Genomic DNA, 19,612 nt, shown 5'->3' on the forward strand with positions numbered 1-19,612 from the left:
ATGGGATCGGAGGATGCGCGAGTCTTAGCCGCACGATGACCGCGCATTCCTCCGATTCTCCTGCCGTCCTGTCCACCGCCAGAGCCGCAAAAACGGCAAAGGGCGGCAGCGTGTCCCCATCTGGCGCAGGCAAGGCGGCCGCGAAAGCCAGACCCCGCGGCGGGGCGCGAGACCCGGCCGCATCGGCCAGGCCTAACGAGGAGGCCCGGCTGCCGCGCTCCGGCCCTGATTTTACGCGCGAGCGCCAATTGATCTCCCTTGGCCTGCAGCGCGTGGCAGGCGTCGACGAGGCCGGCCGCGGACCGTTGGCGGGCCCGGTGACGGCCGCCGCCGTCATTCTCGACCCGGGCAACATTCCCGAGGGGCTCGACGATTCAAAGGCGCTTTCGCCAGAGCGGCGCGAGGCGCTGTTTCTTCAGATCGTCGCCACCGCGACCGTGGCGAGCGCCTGCGCCAGCGCCGCCGAGATCGATCGCTTCAACATTCGCGGCGCGACGCTGATCGCCATGCGCCGCGCGGTTGCCGCGCTCGGCCACGAGCCCGACCACATTCTCGTCGACGGCCGCGACATGCCGCCCGGCTGCGGCTGCAACGGCTCTGCCGTCGTCGGCGGCGACGCCGCGTCGCTGTCCATCGCCGCCGCCTCGATTGTGGCCAAGGTTTTGCGCGACCGGATGATGCGCCGGGCCTGCCTTGCATTTCCCGGCTACGGCTTTTCCCAGCATATGGGCTACGGCACGGCGGCGCATCTTGAGGCGATCGAGACCCACGGCCCCTCGCCGCTCCACCGCATGACCTTCAGCCCCCTGAAGCAGCGGCTGCTGCTGGTCTGAGGCCGGCGTCCCGCTGCCATCCCGCAGAAACGCCGCGGGCTGGTTGAGAACCGCCTCGCCGGTTTCGCTTGCATCGTGCTCGCGGCCACCCCTGTGAGGCAGCCGCAAGACGCTGATACGTCGGCGTGACTTCACCGCTCGACGTTCCAATTCTCAACTCAGGCGAAGACGTCGGCGAGATCGGTGAAGCCGACCCCGTCCTTGATCTCGCGCAGCCGCGCATAGGTGACGGCGACGGCGATCGAGACGAAGGAGGCCGCGACGCCGCTCACCACGCCCTGCAGGATCAAAAGCACGATCGGCGAGGCGGTCGAGACCATGACGCCGAGACCCGCCAGCGCCAGGGTGACGATGTAGAAGATCACATAGACGATCACGATGAAGCCGACGATCGGCCAGCGATACCCCTTGGTGAGGTCGGAGCTGCGACTGAGCGAGCCGAAGCCGTTGCCTTCCACCATGATCACCGGCACGAACACCGAGAGCACGCCGAGCAGCCAGAGGCCGGGAACGATCAGCAGGGCAAAGCCCATGCCGATGAGCAGCCAGGCGGCGATGGTCATGACGATGAGCGGCAGGATGCGCCGGAAGGCGGTGGCGACCGCGGCGCCGATATTGGTGCCGCGCCCCGCCTTCGCGTCATAGGCGACCAGCACCAGCACCGCGGTGAGGATCGAATAGACGATCAGCGGCGCGGCGACACTGATGACGACGAAAAGCACCGGGTTCTGTGCGAGCAGCGCTTCGTCGCCGCCCGCCGCGACGTTGGTGCTGTCCGCCCCCAGGACGAGAAAGCTCGGCAGCTCCATCAGGAGACCCGCGACGATGCCGATCACGCCGAAGACGGCGAAGCGTCCGAAGAAGATCGAGACGGTGTCGTTGATCCTGGCACCGACGCCGAAGCTCGGCCTCGGCATTCCTGCGGTGTCGATGGCTGTCATCTGCTGTCCTCTCGGTCCTTATCGATGGGAAACGGGTGTTGTAGACGCTGGCGGGAACGGGCCGCGGAAAGCTGCATCACGGCGGCGGGGCAGGCGCTTCGTCCTCGCGGTGGAACTTGTCGGCCCTGGCGTCGCCCATCAGCTTCTTCTGTTCGAGAAAGGCCCGCTGGGCAACGTAGAAACTCTTCAGGAACGGCTCTTCCTCCGGCGGCGAAACCCGCTCCTCGTAGCCGATCTTGGCGCGGATCCGTTCGCCGATCCGGGCAAGGCCCTTCTGGCGCTCGCGGCTGTCCTTCACCTCCTCGCCGCCGCGCAGAAGCCGCTCCAGCACCTGCAGTTCGTAGGCGCCATAAAGTTCGAGCTGGGCGCTGGTGAAGACGAAGCGCTCGCGCGCCGCCTCGTCCGCGGCGACCGCGACGTCCGGCAGGAGCAGCGGCCGCGGGTCGAGGACGACGGCGGTGTCGGCGATGAGGTCGCCGATGCGTTGGTTGGCCTTGTTGCGGATCGGCACGGCGACGACCACGAGCAGCCAGACGAGCATGAAGCCGTTGAACCAGAGCGATTCCTCGCCGCCGCCGATGAGGAATGCCGCCGGAACGAAGACCTCGACCTCCTTGGTGAGATTGCGGACGACGACCTGGTGGGTGGAAAGGCCAGAGCCGTCCTTCGAGACGACGCGCAGCCCGAGCAGCTTCTTGCCGGGCGTGCGGCCGTTCATCAGCAGCTCGCTGACGATGTAGTAGGGCGTGCCGAAGACGAGGACGAGGAATGTCGCGATGGCGCCGAAGGCCGTCGGGCTGGCAAGATCGGCGTAGAGCAGGGCGAAGATGATCGCGAACATCGCAATGGTGGTGATGATGACGTCGACGAGCTGAGCGCCGAGCCGCGACCCGAGACCCGCGACCTCCAGATGCAGGACGACGCCTTCCGGCGGCGTCAGGCTGAGGCGCTTCGGCTCCCGGCCGACGGGGCGGCGGCGGGCGGCCCTGGCCTTGCGGCGAAACAGCGCCATCAGACCGGCTCCGCGGCGGGTTCGCGCGTCGGGCTCCCGTCACGGCCGGCGAGGGTGAACCAGGCTAGCCAGAGAAGGCCCATCCCCCAGCCGATCGCCATGCGCGCCCAGAAATTCGTGACCAATTGGCGGCCGATGCCTTCGAGAAGGCCGGCGGCGACCAGCATCACCGCCGCCACGACGGCAAGCTTCACCGCGTCGCGGCCGGCGTGGCGCAAGGCGGCCGAGCGGCTCCTGAGGCCCGGAAACAGCATGGCATAGCCGAGCGTCAGCCCGCCGGCGCTGGCGATCGCGATGGCCGAGAGTTCGGTGACGCCATGGATGGTCAGCCAGCCCATGAAGTCGACGCCGAGGCCCTTGTCGACATGGACGCTGACGAAGCTGCCGAGCATCGCGCCGTTATAGAGGAGCAGGATGACGCTCGGGACGCAGAAGACGATGCCGAGGGCGAAGGCGAAGAGGGCCACCCGGGTGTTGTGGGAAAAGAGATAGGTCGCGAAGGCGCCAAGCTCGCCGAGCGGCTGGTAGTCGCTGCCCTCGATGACCTGGCGCAGCGATTCCGCGCTCGCGCCGGGCCCGCGCCCGCTTGCCAGATCGCCGGGGACGAAAGCGTAGAACCAGTTGGGGTCCTCGTCGGTGAGGAGATAGGCGGCGAGCGCACCGACGGCCATCAGCAGGAAGGCGACGAGGATCGGCACGAAAGAGCGGCGCACCGCCTGGGGCGCCGAGCGCGAGAAGAAGCGCGCCAGCAGCCCGGAGAGGTTTTCCCGCGGCGCGTAGACGACGAGATAGGCCCGGGCACAGAGGCTCTCGAGATAGCGCACCACGGCCGAATCGAGGGAGATCTCGCGGGCGACCGAGAGCGAATTGGTCGCCTGCCGGTAGAGCAGCACCAGGTCGCGGGCGTCGTCGAAGCCGAGCCGCGACAGGCCGCGCTTTTCAGCGGCCTCGACGATGGCGGCGAGGCGCTGCCAGTCCGCCTCGCGCTCGTCGCGAAAGCGTGTCGAGCGGATCGTCCGCGCGTTCATATCAGCTCCCGCGCCTTGATGTTGAGATAGGTGGAGACCAGCCGCGCCGTGACGCCGCCGGGATCGGTATCGACGATGAAGACGCCGAGCCTGGCAAGCTTTTCGAGCACCAGCCGGCGCTCCCGGTCGAGCCCTGCCGCCGCGACCGCCGCCGCGATCTCGCCGAGGTCGCCGGCCGCGCGGCGCTGATAGCCGGTGAGCAGCGGATCGCGCATCGAGACGAAGACCACCACATGGTGGCGGTTCAGCACCTCGACGTTCTCGACCAGGAGTTCGGCCGTGGTGGTGTCGACGAAATCGGAAAACACCACGACGAGGCAGCGACGCGACAGACGCTGGCCGAGATGGGTCATGGCGAGGGTGTGGTTGGTCTCGATCGACCGGTAGGAAAGATCGGCGGCCCTCGCCCGCAGCTGGGCGAAGGCGTGGCGCCCGCCATTCGGCGGCAGATAGAGCCGCGGCCGGGCATCGAAGGCGTAGAGGCCGACGAGATCGCCGCCCTGGATGCCGGCCCAGCCGAGCGCCAGGGCGGCATTGATCATGTGGTCGATCTTCGGCAGGCCGGCGATCTCCTCGCGCATCAGATGGCCGTTGTCGAGGGCGAGGACGATGTTGTGGTTCTTCTCCGTCCGCATCTCCCGGGCGACCAGCGCGCCGTGCCGGGCGGAGCGCTTGTAGTCGATGGTGCGGCTGTCCATGCCGGCGACGAAGTCGCGCAGCTGATGGAACTCCGATCCCTCGCCGCGAGAGAGAGCGGCCCGGCTGCCGAAGGCCTCGGTGGCGATCTGCACGTCGATCTCGCCGGAGGTGATCGCCCTGACATTCGGAACGACGACGAGCCGCGTCGGGCAGGGATAGGAGGCTACCAGATCGACGAGGCGGAGCCGGCTCGATCTGAGGACGGCGACCTCGCCAAGCGCGAAATTGCCGCGCCGCCTCGCATGGATGGTGATGGTCGCGCTCGACCTTGCCCCTTGCGGCTGCAGGACGAATTGCGGCGGCCCGTCCAGACCCGCCGGCCAGGCGGCACGCAGCATCGCCGACCCCGGCCCGGCCGCTCCCCTGCCCCGATCGCCTGCCGGCCGCAGCACGAAGGTGAGGTCGCTCGCCTCGCCGACGAACATCTCCCGCGTCGCCGGCGCATCGAGAACGAAGCGCCGCCGGCCGGGGGTGAGGACGACGTCGGCGATGACGGCGAGCGCCAGCAGCCCCCAGATCGCCGGCACCGCATCGGCCGGCGCGCCCGGCACGATCACCAGCGCCAGCGAGGCGAGAGCGATCAGGCTGGCGATCAGAAGGAGGAGGCGCGAGGGCCGCATCAGCGCGGCGCCGGGATCTGTTCGAGAATGGCGGCGAGCACCGCATCGGGGCTGCGCCCTTCGATCTCGGCGGTCGGCGAGAGGACGATGCGATGGCGCATGGTGGGCGTGAAGAGCAGCTTCACGTCGTCGGGGATCGCATAGTCCCGACCGTCGAGCGCCGCCCTCGCCCGCACCGCGCCGCAGAGACCGTCGGCGGCTCTCGTCGAGACGCCATAGGCGATGTCGACGTCGCCGCGCGTCGCCCGCGACAGAGCGAGCACATATTTCAGGATCTCGTCGTCGAGGCGGATCGCATCGATCAGTTCCTGGCCCGCGCGGATCGCCTCGAGGCCCGCGACCGGCTCGATGGCGGCGCGGCGCGCGTCGTGGTCGAGCGGCTGGCCGGCATGGCGCCTGAGGATCGAGAACTCGGCTTCCTCGTCAGGAAAATCGATCTCCAGCTTGAACAGGAAGCGGTCGAGTTGCGCTTCCGGCAGGGGATAGGTGCCCTGCTGCTCGATCGGGTTCTGGGTCGCCACCACGAAGAAGACGTCGCCGACGGCATGGTCGGTGCCGTCGATCGTCACCCGCCGCTCGTTCATCACCTGAAGCAGCGCGGCCTGGGTCTTCGGCGGAGCGCGGTTGATCTCGTCGGACAGGAGGATGTCCGTGAAGATCGGCCCGCGCACCAGCTCGAACTGCCGCGAGCCGAAATCGTAGATGTTCGAGCCGATGACGTCGCCGGGCATCAGGTCCGGGGTGAACTGGATGCGCTTGAAGTTCAGCGACAGCGCCGATGACAGCGACTGGGCGAGCAGCGTCTTGGCGGTGCCGGGCGGCCCTTCGATCAGGCAGTGGCCGCGGGCGAACAGCGAGACGAGCAGCAATTCGACGATCGCCGCCTGCCCCTGCACCGCCTTCTCGATCTCAACGGCGATCCTGTCGCGCAGGGCCCGCAGTTCGTCCAAATTCATGCCATGTCTCCTGGATGACGGTCTCGAATGCGCCGAGCGCCTCGAGGCGTGACCTTTCACCAAGGTCCGGGGCGGTGACCGCCGCATAGGCCTCGGAAAATCTTCTGCCGATCTCCGGCGCGCGCCGCGACAGGAACCTTCCAATCGCGGTTGCATCGTCGCCGGCGCCCCGCGCCCGCCGCGCCGCGCCGAGAAGGCCGCTCGCCAGGGCCTCCAGCCGGTCGCGGACATGCCTGTCGACGAGCGACGCGTCGGAGCGAGCGAGCATCAGGATCCGGCGCGAGGCGTCGATGGTGCGCCGCTTCGAGGCCTCGGCCGGCTCGACGTCCTCCTTCGGCCGTCCGAAGCGCCGGCTGCCGCGCCAGAGCGCCAGCCCGGTGACCAGCGCGACGCCGATCCAGAACAGCGAGAAGGGATAGACGAAGAAGCGGTCGAGATCGGCGAGCGTCCGCTGGCGCGGATCCTTCCCCACCGCCTTGTCGGAAGTCGCCGAAGCCGCCATCGGCTCGGCGCTCGTGTCCTTGTCGACAAAGATCTTGGCATTGCCGGCAAATCCCCGGACGATGGTGAGTGCGAGGGACGCGTTGTCGCCGAGAGCAAGCCCGGCATTGTCGAGGATATCCGGGTCGGCAAGGACGAAAAGCGTGTAGTCCGACCCTTCGAAGAGGACGTCGGTGCAATCGGCGATCAGCGTGCCGAGATCCTTGCCTGCCTTGTCCCTGAGAACGACCACCGGGCGGCATTTGTCGCTGAAGGCCGGGCTCAGCACCTGCGCCGAATAGAGCGTTGCCGCCTCGGCCACCGGCTCGTCATAGTCGATGTCGTAGAGGTCGTATGCGCCGAAGCCGCGCTGCGGCAGCCGCGAAACCGGCCGCTCGTCGAACATCTGGATGGCGTTTTCCGGCACCAGGAGGTCCGGATGCCCCGCGCCGCGCGAAATGATGCCGCCGCGCCATTTCGGCAGCACCGCCAGCATCGGGCCGGCCTTCGCCCGCGTCACGAAATCGAATTGCGACAGTGGCCGCGGCGCCAGCGAGCCGAGTTTCTTCTCCCTGCCGTCGGACTGATCCTGCCCGGCGCCAAGCAGCTTCGGATCGTAGACGGGCATGATGCGGAAGACGTCCCCGGCATTGCCCTCGGTCACCGCAGGCACCGTCTCGATGTCCTTCGTCGTCAGCCATTGTTCGAGCCCGGCAAAGCCGATCGCGCTCGTTTCGAGCGGCTGGCGCCCGCCAAGGAGGACCAGAAGGGCGACCACGCCGACCACCGCCGCGAGAATCGCCGCCATCCTGGCCGTCTCGCCGCGGCCGCTGCCGGCATTCGAACCCGCCGCCGAATCGACCGTGCTCATGCGGCGGTCCTCCGCAGATGCGGCTCGGCGAGATCGAGGCAGCGCTGATAGTCGGCCTCGGCGATCTCCCTGCCGCCGAACAGCACGAGCTCGGTCTGCCGGGCGAGCGTCTCGAGCTCGCTGCGGTGGCGCCAGCTTCCCGGCAGCCGCTGCATCAGTTCGCGCGTCGTCAGCGAGCGCTTGAGAACGATGGCGTTGTCCTCGGCGGCGAGCTTCAGGAAGCGTTCGAGCACCTGGCGAAGCCCGCGCCGCGGATCGCTCTCGCGGCGCAGCCTGGCGATGAGATCGCGGTCGAGCTCGGCTTCCGGCGTGCCGAAGACCGCCGCGCTGCCGCTGTCGAACTGGCGGTTGCGCGGCCCCATCAGGTCCGCGAGCTGGCCCCGGCCGAGCCACAGGAAGAAAGCAAGGAGCAGCGCCAAGGCGACGAGGAAGCCGGTCGCCCCCCATTCGAGCGGCTCCGAGCGCCCGCTGGCCAGATCGTCCTTAGGCGGCGTCTCCGGCTTGGCGTCGAGGTCTGCGTCCGGGGAGAGATAGTCGATCGGCGTCTGCAGCCGCAGGCCCGAGACCGCCTCCAGATAAACTGCACCAGCCTTCGAGCGCTGCGGCTCGGCTGGCGGGCCGCCGGCCTTGCCGCTGGCCGCCAGCGTTGGGGTGGCCGCGAGCGCGAAAAGGACCCCGCCAGCCAGGATGGCCGTCAAGCGCCGAACAGGCGGCAAGCCGAAACGCACGGTCAATGGACACCCCGAAAGCAGGACTCCGAGCGACCGGGAAGATACCGGGACAGGATAGGATGACAACCGGACAAGGCCAACGCGGAACTCGGTGATGCTTTGGAGGCTGTGGACGTGCTGTGAGGGGCTTTAGCGTACTGTGCAGGGCATTGGGGGTTGAGACCTCGGATCGGTCAGGGGCTGTTTCGGCAGGAAGACGCGGCGGTATCTGGCAATCGTTGCCGTCTCGGCCACAACTTTCGGGATCATATTGTTCGGCGAGCGTAAAAATCCTCGAGGGCCGAGGTTGACGCCATCCGCCCCTCCGGTGTCTTCACCGGGCCGAGCAGGCGCCTCGCGCGCTGCCAGAAAGCCGAAGGAAGCCCCATGGATTTCGCCCTTCCGACCAACGCCGCCGGCTGGATGCCGTTCGCAGCGGCCGCCGTCGCCGTCCTGCTCGGCCTTGCCGCGCTGTTTGCCCCGCGTCTCGTCCTCGCCGCCATCGGGCTCGCACCGAGCGCCGGCAGCCGCGACGCCCTCGGCGGCTCGCGCGCCAGCCTTGCCGGCTTCTGGCTCGGCACCGGCCTCGTCGGCGCGGCGCTCTACGACCAACCTTTCGTCCAGCTCGCGCTCGGCGCCGGCTGGCTGTTTTCCGGCTTCGGCCGGCTGGTATCGCTCCTGACCGACGGCGCGACTTTCCGGGCGATCTTCTATCTCGTGGTCGAACTGGTGCTTGCCGCGGCGGCGCTGGCGCCGGCCTTCGGCTTCGTCTCGTCCTGAGCAGACTTGGAATGACTCCAGCCGGGAACCGTCCGAACGGCAATCATCTGGGGAAAGCCGGGTGAACAACCCGAAAAACCAAGCCGATTGCCGCGCCGAAGCGTGTTGTCGCGGTGAAATCCCTATGCTAGACGGACGCTATCTCAAGGAGGAGGGCCGGCATGTCGTTGGCAGTCCGCTTGGCATCCAACCAACGGTTTCAAGGCCTTGCGGCGCGGGAGGCTATCCAGCGCGGCGGGAGTTGAAAAAACGCGAAAGAGAAACGGTCGTCCGTGGCACAATCATCCTCTCCCGTTTCGGGGGTCGCAGACCGCTACGCCCAGTCCCTGTTTGAACTCGCACTCGATGAGAACTCGCTCGGGACTGTCGAACCCGAGCTCGATTCCTTCGACCGGCTGATCAAGGAGAGCGCCGATTTCCGCCGTCTGGTGGAAAGCCCGGCCTTCTCCTCGGACGAGCAGCTTCGTGCCATCGAGGCGATCGTCGCCGAGACCAAGCCGGACCCGCTCACCGGCAATTTCCTGAAAGTCGTCGCGGCCAACCGCCGGCTGTTCGTCCTGCCCGGCATGATTCGCCGGTTCCGCGAACTCGCCGCCGAGCACCGCGGCGAGGTCGAGGTGGACGTCACCAGCGCCCATCCGCTCGACGACGGCCAGCGCAGCGCCCTCTCCGAGGCGCTGTCATCCTACGCCGGAAAGTCGGTGACGATGCGCGAGAAGGTCGATCCCGCGATCCTCGGCGGGCTGATCGTCAAGATCGGTTCGCGGCAGATCGACACCTCGCTCCGCTCCAAACTCAATTCGCTTAAGCTTGCACTGAAAGAGGTCGGCTGATGGACATCCGCGCCGCGGAAATTTCCGCGATCCTGAAGAACCAGATCAAGAACTTCGGCAACGAGGCGGAAGTCTCGGAAGTCGGCCAGGTTCTGTCGGTCGGTGACGGCATCGCCCGCGTCTATGGCCTTGACAACTGCCAGGCCGGCGAGATGGTCGAGTTCCCCGGCGGCATCCAGGGCATGGCGCTCAACCTCGAGGCCGACAATGTCGGCGTCGTGATCTTCGGCTCCGACCGCGAGATCAAGGAAGGCGACACCGTCAAGCGCACCGGCGCGATCGTCGAAGTGCCTGTCGGCAAGGGCCTGCTCGGCCGCGTCGTCGACGGCCTCGGCAATCCGATCGACGGCAAGGGCCCGATCGAGGGCGCCGACCGCCGCCGTGTCGACGTCAAGGCGCCGGGCATCATCCCGCGCAAGTCGGTGCACGAGCCGATGTCGACCGGCCTCAAGGCGATCGACGCGCTGATCCCGATTGGCCGCGGCCAGCGCGAGCTGGTCATCGGCGACCGCCAGACCGGCAAGACCGCGATCCTTCTGGACACCTTCCTCAACCAGAAGCCGGCCCACGACGAGAACCGCGAGAACGACAAGCTCTACTGCATCTACGTCGCCGTCGGCCAGAAGCGCTCCACCGTCGCGCAGTTCGTGCGCACGCTGGAGGAGCGCGGCGCGATGGAATATTCCATCGTCATCGCCGCCACGGCCTCCGATCCGGCGCCGATGCAGTACATCGCGCCCTTCACCGGCTGCGCCATGGGCGAGTTCTTCCGCGACAACGGCATGCATGCGGTGATCGGCTATGACGACCTGTCCAAGCAGGCCGTCTCCTACCGCCAGATGTCGCTGCTGCTGCGCCGCCCGCCGGGCCGCGAAGCCTATCCGGGCGACGTCTTCTACCTGCATTCGCGGCTGCTCGAGCGCGCCGCCAAGATGGGCGACGCCCATGGCGCCGGCTCGCTCACCGCGCTGCCGGTCATCGAGACCCAGGCCGGCGACGTCTCGGCCTATATCCCGACCAACGTGATCTCGATCACCGACGGCCAGATCTTCCTCGAGACGACGCTGTTCTATCAGGGCGTCCGTCCGGCGGTGAACGTCGGCCTGTCGGTCAGCCGCGTCGGTTCCTCGGCGCAGGTCAAGGCGATGAAGCAGGTTGCCGGCTCGATCAAGGGCGAGCTCGCCCAGTATCGCGAGATGGCCGCCTTCGCCCAGTTCGGCTCGGATCTCGACGCTGCGACCCAGCGGCTGCTCAACCGCGGCGCCCGCCTCACCGAGCTCCTGAAGCAGTCGCAGTTCTCGCCGCTGAAGACCGAGGAGCAGGTGGTGGTGATCTTCGCCGGCACGCAGGGCTATCTCGACAAGCTCCGCGTCGACCAGGTCGGCGACTTCGAGGACGGCCTGCTCAGCGCCATGCGCAGCGAGCACAAGGAAGTCCTCGATCAGATCGCCAAGGAGAAGGCGCTGTCGGACGAGCTGCGCGAGAAGCTGAAATCCGCGATCGACTCCTTCGCCAAGACCTTCGCCTGATCTGTAAAAACGAGGCTGAAGGCCCTGCCCGCCCGGGCGGGGTCGAGCCAGCGGGAGACTGCGCCAGACCATGGCATCACTGAAGGACCTTCGAAACCGCATCGCGTCGGTCAAATCCACGCAGAAGATCACCAAGGCCATGCAGATGGTCGCGGCGGCGAAACTGCGTCGGGCCGAGGAAGCTGCGGCCGCTGCGAGGCCCTATGCCGACCGCATGGCCTCGGTTCTCGGCAACATCGCCGGCGCCGTCGAGGGTGACGGCCCGCCGCTGATGGTCGGCACCGGCAAGGACGACGTGCATCTCCTCGTCGTCTTCACCGCCGAGCGCGGCCTTTGCGGCGGCTTCAACGCCTCGATCGTCAAGCTGGCCCGCCAGCACCAGCGCCGCCTCGAGGGCGAGGGCAAGACGGTGAAGTTCCTGGCCGTCGGCAAGAAGGCCTGGGACATCATGCGCCGCGACCTGTCCGGCAAGATCGTCGAGCGGGTGGATTTTCGCGACGTCAAGCAGATCGGCTTCGACGAGGCGGACATGCTCGGCGAGAAGGTGATGGAGCTCTTCGCCAAGGGCGAGTTCGACGTCTGCACGATCTTCTATTCGGCCTTCCAGAACGTCATCACCCAAGTGCCGACCGCCCAGCAGATCATCCCCGCCGACCTGTCCGGTGCGGGCGAGGAGAAGAGCGAGACCGGCGGCGTTGCGGTGTACGAATACGAGCCGGAGCCGGGTGCGATCCTCGACGCTTTGATCCCGCGCAACATCAAGGTCCAGATCCTCCATGCGATGCTCGAAAACGCCGCCTCCGAACAGGGCGCGCGGATGAGCGCCATGGACAATGCGACGCGCAACGCAGGCGACATGATCGACAAGTTGTCGGTCTCCTACAACCGCCAGCGCCAGGCGCAGATCACCACGGAACTGGTCGAAATCATTTCGGGCGCCGAAGCGCTCTGACACCTTTCGAGAGGAGGCCTCATCGATGGCTGACAAGAATATTGGCCGCGTCCATCAGGTGATCGGCGCCGTCGTCGACGTCGAGTTCGACGGGACCCTGCCGCAGATCCTGAACGCGCTGGAATGCGACAACAACGGCATGCGCCTCGTTCTCGAGGTGGCCCAGCATCTTGGCGAGAACACCGTGCGCTGCATCGCCATGGACCTGACCGAAGGTCTCGTCCGCGGCCAGGAAGTGACCGACACCGGCGAGCCGATCATGGTTCCCGTCGGCGACGGCACGCTCGGCCGCATCATGAACGTCATCGGCGAGCCGATCGACGAGGTCGGGCCGATCTCTTATGAATCGAAGCGCGCCATCCACCAGTCGGCACCGCCCTATATCGAGCAGTCGCCGGAGAGCCAGATCCTCGTCACCGGCATCAAGGTCATCGACCTGCTCGCGCCCTATGCCCGCGGCGGCAAGATCGGCCTGTTCGGCGGCGCCGGCGTCGGCAAGACGGTGCTGATCCAGGAGCTGATCAACAACGTCGCAAAAGCCCATGGCGGCTACTCGGTGTTCGCCGGCGTCGGCGAGCGCACCCGCGAGGGCAACGACCTCTATCACGAGATGATCGATTCCGGCGTCAACAAGGACCCGCACGAGCACGACGGCTCGGCCGAGGGCTCCAAGGCCGCGCTCGTCTACGGCCAGATGAACGAGCCTCCCGGAGCCCGTGCCCGCGTCGCGCTGACCGGCCTCACCATCGCCGAGCACTTCCGCGATCAGGGCCAGGACGTCTTGTTCTTCGTCGACAACATCTTCCGCTTCACCCAGGCGGGTTCGGAAGTGTCGGCGCTGCTCGGCCGCATCCCCTCGGCGGTGGGCTATCAGCCGACGCTCGCCACCGACATGGGCCAGATGCAGGAGCGCATCACCACCACGACCAAGGGTTCGATCACCTCGGTGCAGGCCATCTACGTGCCCGCCGACGATCTGACCGACCCGGCGCCCGCGACCTCCTTCGCCCATCTCGATGCGACGACGGTGCTCAACCGCGCCATTTCCGAGAAGGGCATCTATCCGGCGGTGGATCCGCTCGATTCGACCTCGCGCATGCTCTCCCCAATGATCATCGGCGAAGAGCACTACGAGGTGGCGCGGAACGTCCAGCAGGTGCTGCAGAAGTACAAGTCGCTGCAGGACATCATCGCCATTCTCGGCATGGACGAGCTGTCGGAAGAGGACAAGCTGACGGTGGCGCGCGCCCGCAAGATCGAGCGCTTCCTGTCGCAGCCCTTCTTCGTCGCCGAGGTGTTCACCGGTTCGCCGGGCCAGCTGGTGCCGCTCGAAGACACCATCAAGTCCTTCAAGGGCCTCGTCGCAGGCGAATACGACCATCTCCCCGAAGCCGCCTTCTACATGGTCGGCTCGATCGAGATGGCCGTCGAGAAGGCGAAGAAGCTGGCGCAGGACGCCGCCTGATGAGCGGCGATCGCGACCTCCGCCTGGAGGACGCGATCAACGAGACCTGCCCGTGGTCGGGAAAGCCGATCGCGGGCGATTCTCTGACAGTCTACGACGGCGCGGTAGTCGGTTTCTGCAATCCCGGCTGCCGCGACAAGTTCGAGACGGCGGTAAAGCATTTCGAGGTTGCCGCGAAGGAACGAGAGACCCATGGCTGACAGCTTCCAGTTCGAACTCGTCTCGCCGGAAAAGCTTCTGATGTCGGAGGCGGTGACGGCCGTCTCGATCCCCGGCTCGGAAGGCTTCTTCACCGTGATGGCGAAGCACGCGCCGGTGATGACGACCGTCAAGCCCGGCATCGTGCTGGTCAGCAAGGAAGGCGGCTCGGAAGAGCGGATCTTCGTGCGCGGCGGCTTTGCCGACGTCAACGAGAACGGCCTGACGCTTCTCGCCGAACATGCCGAGCCGGCCGACAAGGTCGACCTGCAGGCGCTCGACCAGAGCATCAAGGATGCCGAAGAAGACGTCGCCGATGCCGAGGGCCCGGAGGCCAAGGCCAAGGCGCAGCACCAGCTCGACCAGCTGCGCGAAGCCCGGGAAGGCCTCGCCGGCTGACCTGAGCGTTACAGGCTTGGCGCCAAAGGGCGCCTGCCCTCCAAGGCCTCAGCTCAGGCTGCAGGCGCGACGACGAGGTCGGTCATCCCGCTCTCGTCCAGCGCGCGCCGAACGAAACCATCCGCCTTTCTCGCCTCGACGAATGCCGACAGGTTGTCGGACAGAGCGGCACGATTCGCCGGCAGCGCCATCGCCTGCTCGATCGCTGCGACACGCCCGTCGAGAAGCCGAAACTCCGGATCTTTGCCGAACGCCTTTGCCAGCGACTGCGCGACGCCGGCAACGGCATCGGCCGCCTCGACGTCGGCTTTGAACGCAGCGAAGGACGCGCCCGGCGTCTCTTCCCGCAGAAGCGTCAGCGACTGCACGGCCTTGCTGAGGTACAGGTCGTAGGCCGATCCTCGCGCGACCAGCAGCCGGCGCCCCGGACGATCGAGTTCATCGACATGACGGAGCGGCGAGTTTGCCCGCACCACGACCTTTGCCTCGATCAGAACATAGGCCGAGGAATAGGCGATGACCGAGCGGCGCTGATCGTCGACCGCCAGAAACGCGACGTCCCATTTGTCGCTCTCGGCATCGGCAACGACCTTGCCGGCTCCCGGATAGGTCACGAAGGTGGGCTCGGCACCGAGCCGCGCCGCCAGATCGCGGGCGAGCGCCACGCTGACGCCCGACAAGTCCCCGGTCGCTTCGTCCTGCATGGCGAGGGAGGCATTGCCGAGATTGATGGCGAAACGGATTTTGCCTTCACGAACGAGGCCGGATCGTAGCGCTTCCATCATCCTCGGCCCTCCCTGGCCAGATCCCATGCCAATCTGACGATGACGATACCTACCTCGTCATGCTCACGCTGCCGGCACACGCCACCAGGTCGGAGTCCTGCCCGCGGCCGGCGCCTTGGGTGACCCTACCGCCCGAGATGGCGAAACGCCGCGACCACTTCCTCATAGACGCCGCGCTTGAACGGCACGATCGCCTCCAGCAACTCGTCCATCGTCTTCCAGCCCCAGCGGTCGAACTCGGCTTGGTGGCCGCCCGGCGGCGGGTCGATCGCGATCTCCGTCTCCTCGCCTTCGAAGCGGAAGGCGAACCAGCGCTGCTTCTGGCCGCGATATTTGCCCTTGAAGGCGACGCCGACGAGGTCGGCCGGCAGATCGTAGGTGATCCAGCCGGGGGTTTCGGCGAGATAGGAGACGGTCTTCATGCCGGTCTCCTCGTAGAGCTCGCGCCTTGCGGCCTCGAGCGCGTCCTCGCCTTCGTCGATGCCGCCCTGTGGCATTTGCCAGAGCTTGTCGGCCCCGGTCATCTCGCCCTTTTCCTCGATCAGCCGGCGGCCGGCCCAGGCCAAGCCTCCGGCATTGAGGACCATGATGCCGACGCAGGGCCGGTAGGGCAGCGTCGCGGGATCGACCTTGGGCATGAGCGGCTCGTCTCGTCTCGGGTGGCTTTCGCCCAGCACTACTGCCGGGGCTCGGGCGGGCGCAAGCCGCCATTCCTGTGCTGCCCGGGCGGAAGCACACGGCACGGGTGAGCAAAAACTTGCCAACTCCTTCGCAATTGCGAAATATTTGCGCTCGCCACATCGCGGCCGGTCGATCTATTTTGTTGGGCATGACGAACACGGACTCTGCCATGTCTCTGACGCCGATCGTTTCGCCGAGCAAAGATCCGACGCCGGCCCGCCCGAAGCGGATGGGCGAACTCTCGGTGCTGCCGGTGTTCTTCTCGCTGAAGGGTCGCAGGGCGCTGATGGCTGGCGGGTCCGCCGCGGCTGCGTGGAAGGCGGAGATGCTGGCCGCAGCGGGCGCCGCCGTCGAACTCTACGCCCCCGCCGACACGCTCGACGGCGAGATGACGGCGCTGATCGCCGAAATCGGCACCATGGGCGAGCCGCAGGCCGGCGCGATCCGCCATCACGACCGACCCTGGGCAGTCGATCTCCTTTTGCCGGGACGCTACGCGCTCGCCATTCTCGACACCGAGAGCGAGGCCGAGGGCCAAGCCTTCGCCTGCGCCGCGCGGGCTGCCTCCATCCCTGTCAACGTCATCGACAAGCCGGCCTTCTGCGACTTCGCCTTCGGCTCGATCGTCAACCGGTCGCCGGTCGTCATCGGCATTTCCACCTTCGGTGCCGCGCCGATCCTCGGACAGGCGATCCGCCGGCGCATCGAGACACTGCTGCCCCCTGCCCTGTCCGGCTGGGCGGCGCTGGCTGCGAAGCTTCGCTCCGCGACGATGGAGCGGCTCTCCGCCGGCGCCGAACGGCGCGCCTTCTGGGAGCGCTTTACCGACAAGGCCTTCCTCACCCGGGCGCCGAATGCCGGCGACGAGCGCGAGGCCGCCCGGCTGGTCGAGGAACTCGCCGCAAGGCCGGCGGGCGACGTCTCGGGCGTCAAGACCGGCAAGGTCACGCTGGTCGGCGCCGGCCCGGGCGAAGCCGAGCTTCTGACGCTCAAGGCAGTGCGCGCGCTGCAGGCGGCCGATGTCATCCTGTTCGACGACCTCGTCTCCGATGGCGTCCTCGAGCTTGCTCGCCGCGAGGCCAAGCGCATGCTGGTCGGCAAGCGGGCGGCACGCGAAAGCTGCCGGCAGGAGGACATCAACGCGCTGATGGTGCAGTTCGCCAAGGCCGGCAAGTCGGTGGTGCGGCTGAAGTCCGGCGACGTTTCGGTGTTCGGCCGGGCCGGCGAGGAGCTGAAGGAGCTGAAGGCCGAAGGGATTCCGGTCTCGATCGTGCCGGGCATCACTGCCGCCTCGGCGCTGGCGGCGTGTTTCAACGTCTCGCTCACCCACCGCGACCATGCCCAGGAGCTGCGGTTCGTCACCGGCCATTCCAAGAAGGGCGGCCTGCCGGAGGACATCGACTGGCCGGCCCTCGCCAGGCCCGGCGCGACGACGATCTTCTACATGGGCGGCCGCATGGCGGGGCGGATCGCCGCGAGGCTGATCACCGACGGCCTGTCGCCGGACATGCCGGTCGGCGTCGCCGCCAACCTGTCGCGCGAGGACGAGACCCGCGCCGCGGGACGGCTTGCCGATCTCGAGACGATCGTCGCCGGCATCGGCCTCGACCGGCCGATCCTGATCGGCGTCGGCGCGGTGTTCGGCGCGGCGGCGGACATGGCCGAGCAGGGCGGCGTCGAGGCGACGCAGAGCAGCGACCGCACAGCGCGGGCGGGTTGAGCGCGACGGCCGATCGTCGTCACGCAATCGGCCGCGGATCGGGCGGCGCCTTGCCTAGCAAAACTGGTTTCGGCACCCGGTCGGCAGACGCCACGAGCCGCAGCGCCGCATCGATGACCGGCGCATAGTCGTCGCGAATGGCCTCGCCTTGCTCACGCAGCATGTGCGCCCTGTAGCCGACCGCATCGACGTCATCGGCGAATCTGGCGAAGGGATCCGTCCGCCAACCTGCCGGCGGGACCGCCCCGCTCGCCGGCTTGTACTCCGTCAGGATCCACTGATAGCTGCGCTCCTCGCCATGCGCGTCGGGCAGCGCCTTGCGATAGGCGGTGGAGAAACCATCGAGCGCCCCTTCCAGCGTCGGCAGGTTGATCCGGGCGCGCTGGTAGCGGTGATGGGTCATGTCGAACTGCGTGGACAACAGCGTCCCCGCCTCCGCGCCGAAGCGGATGAGCCGGTCGATCGTCGCCTCTTCCATGTCGAGCTTCATCCCGCCCTCGACGCCGTCGACGAGCCGGATCGTCGCGACGCGTTCGGCATAGCCGGGCAGCCGCGACTGCAGCGTATCCTGCCAGTCCTTGGCGACGTTGACGATGCGGTAGAGAAAGCCGAACAGACCGCCGAATTCCCGCACCGGCAGGGTGTCGCTCTGCCGCCCGGCGCCCGGCAGATCGACGCGGTCGCCGACGATCCCGGACCTGCCGCAGATCTCTTCGAGATCCGGATCGCCGATCCCGCTTTCCGCCCGATGCGCGTGACGCTCGCAATCGAAGCTGTCGAGCGAGATGCCGAAGGTCGGTCGCGACGGTAGCAGCGCGTCGAAGAAATGGATCGGAAAATTCGACGAGATGCCGCCATCGGAGAAAAGGCAGCGGCGCATCGGCTTGCGCTCGCCGGGCAGCGTGTAGTCCACCCGCCAGAGCGGCACGGCCCGGATGAGCACGGGAAAGCTCAGGCTCAGCCTGGCGATCAGCAGGACGGGAAAATCCCGGCCGATCGGCAGGCTGCAGAGATCCGTCGGAAGATCGCGCGGGTCGTCGGGCAGCGCCGGTCTCTTGCCGCCACGCTCGCAGAGATACTCGACGATCCGCTTCGGAAAGAGCTGCTCGAATTCGCCGCGGCTGAAATAATGCGTCTTCGTCCAGAGTGGCAGCTGATAGGGCCGGCCGGAGGAGAGATCCGTCGTCATCGCCGCCACGCCGATCTCCACGTCGGCGAGCTGGCCGATAGTCAGCGGCGCGCCGGGCCTGCCATCCGGGCCGACATTGCCGGCGATGACGTCGATCTGGTCGGCGATCCATTCGCAGAACGCTGGCCTGCCAGACCTCTCGGTCCGCATGCCGGAACAGAGGCCGAAGTCGTTCTGCGGCAGGATCCTGAAGACCAGCCAGGCGAGCTGACCAAGGAGGGCGACGAGGGTGAGGAACAGGACGAGCAGCGCCTCGACGAAGGCCAGCCAGCAGCTGCCTGCGGCGAGACCGTGCCAGATCGCGGCAACCAGGAGGATTGCTGCGCCGATCCATGTCGGCAAGAAAGCGCTGCCGAGCGCCTTCAGCGTCGCCGGGATCTTGCCGAAGCGCGGATGCGGCGTCGCGATCGCCGCTTCGAGCAGCGCGAAGACCGGGCGCAGCGCCGGGCTCGGCTGGAACAGCGACTTCAAGTCCTTGCCGAGCTCACGCCCGGCGGTTTCGATCGCCTCGAATCCGGACCTGCCGCCGCCCTTTTGCCGGCGGTACTCGGCGGCCGCCGCGAGGGTTGCGGCGATGGCGCCAGCGGAGGAGCCACCGATGTCGCGCAGACGGTATTTCTGGGCGATGCGGGCGATCGCGCCGGGATAGACGACGCCCGAGGTGATGCCGCCTTTCATGATGAGATCGCATTCGAGGAGGTCGGCCGCGTCGGCGCCCCCGGTGCCCATGCCAGCGTCCGATGCCATCAAAGAGCCTCCCATTGCCCCGGAGACATCCTAGAATTGAAGCTGCGGCGGGACAACGAGACTCTCGTCACGCGCTAATATTTCGCCGGGCGATGCGCGTCGCCAATTCAGCGGCGCGCTCGGTTTGCAGCTGTTCGCTAGCTCGAAGCCGACGGGGGAAGGCGAAGAGGCGTCTTCTGGCTTC

Annotated in this window: 19 protein-coding genes; 9 read left to right on the forward strand and 10 right to left on the reverse strand. The window is 67.4% G+C overall.

Translation table 11 applies throughout. The features are described 5' to 3' along the window. Positions 1-248: 248 nt before the first annotated feature. Positions 249-833 carry a ribonuclease HII gene (locus tag E3C22_RS08260; protein ID WP_245514851.1) on the forward strand — a complete coding sequence of 195 codons (585 nt, stop codon included), beginning with the start codon at positions 249-251 and terminating at the stop codon, positions 831-833. A 158-nt stretch (positions 834-991) separates the two neighbouring features. Here E3C22_RS08260 and E3C22_RS08265 read toward each other — a convergent pair whose 3' ends face one another. From E3C22_RS08265 to E3C22_RS08295, 7 genes are all read right to left on the reverse strand, one after another. After that, entirely contained in the window at positions 992-1,774 is a 783-nt protein-coding gene (locus E3C22_RS08265; RefSeq protein WP_134761514.1) for a hypothetical protein, read from the reverse strand. A gap of 76 nt (positions 1,775-1,850) precedes the next feature. Next, positions 1,851-2,786: an RDD family protein gene (locus E3C22_RS08270; RefSeq protein ID WP_134761515.1), complete on the reverse strand. Its 936-nt coding sequence runs from the start codon at positions 2,784-2,786 to the stop codon at positions 1,851-1,853. Next, entirely contained in the window at positions 2,786-3,814 is a 1,029-nt protein-coding gene (locus tag E3C22_RS08275; protein WP_134761516.1) for a stage II sporulation protein M, read from the reverse strand. Before E3C22_RS08275 ends, E3C22_RS08270 begins: the two co-directional genes overlap by 1 nt. Then, complete coding sequence (locus E3C22_RS08280) at positions 3,811-5,133, reverse strand: DUF58 domain-containing protein (protein ID WP_134761517.1); 1,323 nt, start codon at positions 5,131-5,133, stop codon at positions 3,811-3,813. Before E3C22_RS08280 ends, E3C22_RS08275 begins: the two co-directional genes overlap by 4 nt. Then, positions 5,133-6,089: an AAA family ATPase gene (locus E3C22_RS08285; RefSeq protein ID WP_134761518.1), complete on the reverse strand. Its 957-nt coding sequence runs from the start codon at positions 6,087-6,089 to the stop codon at positions 5,133-5,135. Before E3C22_RS08285 ends, E3C22_RS08280 begins: the two co-directional genes overlap by 1 nt. Next, a complete protein-coding gene (locus tag E3C22_RS08290; RefSeq protein WP_134761519.1) occupies positions 6,043-7,440 on the reverse strand; it encodes a hypothetical protein in 1,398 nt (465 codons plus the stop codon). The genes E3C22_RS08285 and E3C22_RS08290 overlap by 47 nt, the downstream gene beginning before the upstream one ends. Continuing rightward, positions 7,437-8,138, reverse strand: a complete 702-nt coding sequence (locus E3C22_RS08295) for a DUF4129 domain-containing protein (protein WP_134761520.1) — start codon at positions 8,136-8,138, stop codon at positions 7,437-7,439. Before E3C22_RS08295 ends, E3C22_RS08290 begins: the two co-directional genes overlap by 4 nt. 399 nt (positions 8,139-8,537) lie before the next feature. Between E3C22_RS08295 and E3C22_RS08300 the strand changes: the two genes are divergently transcribed. The 7 genes from E3C22_RS08300 (at position 8,538) to E3C22_RS08330 (ending at position 14,306) form a co-directional block, all read left to right on the forward strand. After that, entirely contained in the window at positions 8,538-8,930 is a 393-nt protein-coding gene (locus E3C22_RS08300; RefSeq protein WP_134761521.1) for an AGROH133_08824 family phage infection protein, read from the forward strand. A gap of 272 nt (positions 8,931-9,202) precedes the next feature. Next, positions 9,203-9,763, forward strand: coding sequence for a F0F1 ATP synthase subunit delta (locus tag E3C22_RS08305; RefSeq protein ID WP_134761522.1), 561 nt, complete (start codon positions 9,203-9,205; stop codon positions 9,761-9,763). Further along, a complete protein-coding gene (atpA, locus tag E3C22_RS08310; protein WP_134761523.1) occupies positions 9,763-11,292 on the forward strand; it encodes a F0F1 ATP synthase subunit alpha in 1,530 nt (509 codons plus the stop codon). Before E3C22_RS08305 ends, atpA begins: the two co-directional genes overlap by 1 nt. Before the next feature lie 70 nt (positions 11,293-11,362). Further along, positions 11,363-12,244 carry a F0F1 ATP synthase subunit gamma gene (locus tag E3C22_RS08315; protein WP_134761524.1) on the forward strand — a complete coding sequence of 294 codons (882 nt, stop codon included), beginning with the start codon at positions 11,363-11,365 and terminating at the stop codon, positions 12,242-12,244. A 25-nt stretch (positions 12,245-12,269) separates the two neighbouring features. After that, positions 12,270-13,709, forward strand: coding sequence for a F0F1 ATP synthase subunit beta (atpD, locus tag E3C22_RS08320; RefSeq protein WP_134761525.1), 1,440 nt, complete (start codon positions 12,270-12,272; stop codon positions 13,707-13,709). Continuing rightward, the gene (locus E3C22_RS08325; protein WP_134761526.1) at positions 13,709-13,909 is read left to right on the forward strand and encodes an eL24 family ribosomal protein; all 201 of its coding nucleotides are present in this window, start codon (positions 13,709-13,711) and stop codon (positions 13,907-13,909) included. The genes atpD and E3C22_RS08325 overlap by 1 nt, the downstream gene beginning before the upstream one ends. After that, positions 13,902-14,306: a F0F1 ATP synthase subunit epsilon gene (locus E3C22_RS08330; protein WP_134761527.1), complete on the forward strand. Its 405-nt coding sequence runs from the start codon at positions 13,902-13,904 to the stop codon at positions 14,304-14,306. Before E3C22_RS08325 ends, E3C22_RS08330 begins: the two co-directional genes overlap by 8 nt. Before the next feature lie 53 nt (positions 14,307-14,359). Here the strand turns inward: E3C22_RS08330 and E3C22_RS08335 are convergent, their stop codons facing one another. Then, positions 14,360-15,091: a transporter substrate-binding domain-containing protein gene (locus tag E3C22_RS08335; protein WP_167591688.1), complete on the reverse strand. Its 732-nt coding sequence runs from the start codon at positions 15,089-15,091 to the stop codon at positions 14,360-14,362. Positions 15,092-15,216: 125 nt separating this feature from the next. Beyond that, positions 15,217-15,729: an RNA pyrophosphohydrolase gene (locus E3C22_RS08340; RefSeq protein ID WP_134761529.1), complete on the reverse strand. Its 513-nt coding sequence runs from the start codon at positions 15,727-15,729 to the stop codon at positions 15,217-15,219. 212 nt (positions 15,730-15,941) lie between these two features. Here E3C22_RS08340 and cysG point away from each other — a divergent pair, with 212 nt between their 5' ends. Further along, positions 15,942-17,492, forward strand: coding sequence for a siroheme synthase CysG (gene cysG, locus E3C22_RS08345; protein ID WP_425364958.1), 1,551 nt, complete (start codon positions 15,942-15,944; stop codon positions 17,490-17,492). Positions 17,493-17,511: 19 nt separating this feature from the next. Here the strand turns inward: cysG and E3C22_RS08350 are convergent, their stop codons facing one another. Next, the gene (locus E3C22_RS08350; RefSeq protein WP_167591689.1) at positions 17,512-19,428 is read right to left on the reverse strand and encodes a patatin-like phospholipase domain-containing protein; all 1,917 of its coding nucleotides are present in this window, start codon (positions 19,426-19,428) and stop codon (positions 17,512-17,514) included. Positions 19,429-19,612 lie beyond the last annotated feature (184 nt).

Origin of the sequence: Jiella endophytica (assembly GCF_004519335.1) — a bacterium.
Classification (GTDB): Bacteria; Pseudomonadota; Alphaproteobacteria; order Rhizobiales; family Rhizobiaceae; genus Jiella; species Jiella endophytica.

Coding starts and splice junctions, on each gene's coding strand:
- E3C22_RS08350 (WP_167591689.1), bottom strand. CDS start 19,428: ATGGCATCGGACGCTGGCATGGGCACCGGGGGCGCCGACGCGGCCGAC.
- E3C22_RS08330 (WP_134761527.1), top strand. CDS start 13,902: ATGGCTGACAGCTTCCAGTTCGAACTCGTCTCGCCGGAAAAGCTTCTG.
- E3C22_RS08265 (WP_134761514.1), bottom strand. CDS start 1,774: ATGACAGCCATCGACACCGCAGGAATGCCGAGGCCGAGCTTCGGCGTC.
- E3C22_RS08340 (WP_134761529.1), bottom strand. CDS start 15,729: ATGCCCAAGGTCGATCCCGCGACGCTGCCCTACCGGCCCTGCGTCGGC.
- E3C22_RS08325 (WP_134761526.1), top strand. CDS start 13,709: ATGAGCGGCGATCGCGACCTCCGCCTGGAGGACGCGATCAACGAGACC.
- E3C22_RS08275 (WP_134761516.1), bottom strand. CDS start 3,814: ATGAACGCGCGGACGATCCGCTCGACACGCTTTCGCGACGAGCGCGAG.
- E3C22_RS08315 (WP_134761524.1), top strand. CDS start 11,363: ATGGCATCACTGAAGGACCTTCGAAACCGCATCGCGTCGGTCAAATCC.
- atpD (WP_134761525.1), top strand. CDS start 12,270: ATGGCTGACAAGAATATTGGCCGCGTCCATCAGGTGATCGGCGCCGTC.
- E3C22_RS08280 (WP_134761517.1), bottom strand. CDS start 5,133: ATGCGGCCCTCGCGCCTCCTCCTTCTGATCGCCAGCCTGATCGCTCTC.
- E3C22_RS08270 (WP_134761515.1), bottom strand. CDS start 2,786: ATGGCGCTGTTTCGCCGCAAGGCCAGGGCCGCCCGCCGCCGCCCCGTC.
- cysG (WP_425364958.1), top strand. CDS start 15,942: ATGTCTCTGACGCCGATCGTTTCGCCGAGCAAAGATCCGACGCCGGCC.
- atpA (WP_134761523.1), top strand. CDS start 9,763: ATGGACATCCGCGCCGCGGAAATTTCCGCGATCCTGAAGAACCAGATC.
- E3C22_RS08290 (WP_134761519.1), bottom strand. CDS start 7,440: ATGAGCACGGTCGATTCGGCGGCGGGTTCGAATGCCGGCAGCGGCCGC.
- E3C22_RS08285 (WP_134761518.1), bottom strand. CDS start 6,089: ATGAATTTGGACGAACTGCGGGCCCTGCGCGACAGGATCGCCGTTGAG.
- E3C22_RS08335 (WP_167591688.1), bottom strand. CDS start 15,091: ATGATGGAAGCGCTACGATCCGGCCTCGTTCGTGAAGGCAAAATCCGT.
- E3C22_RS08300 (WP_134761521.1), top strand. CDS start 8,538: ATGGATTTCGCCCTTCCGACCAACGCCGCCGGCTGGATGCCGTTCGCA.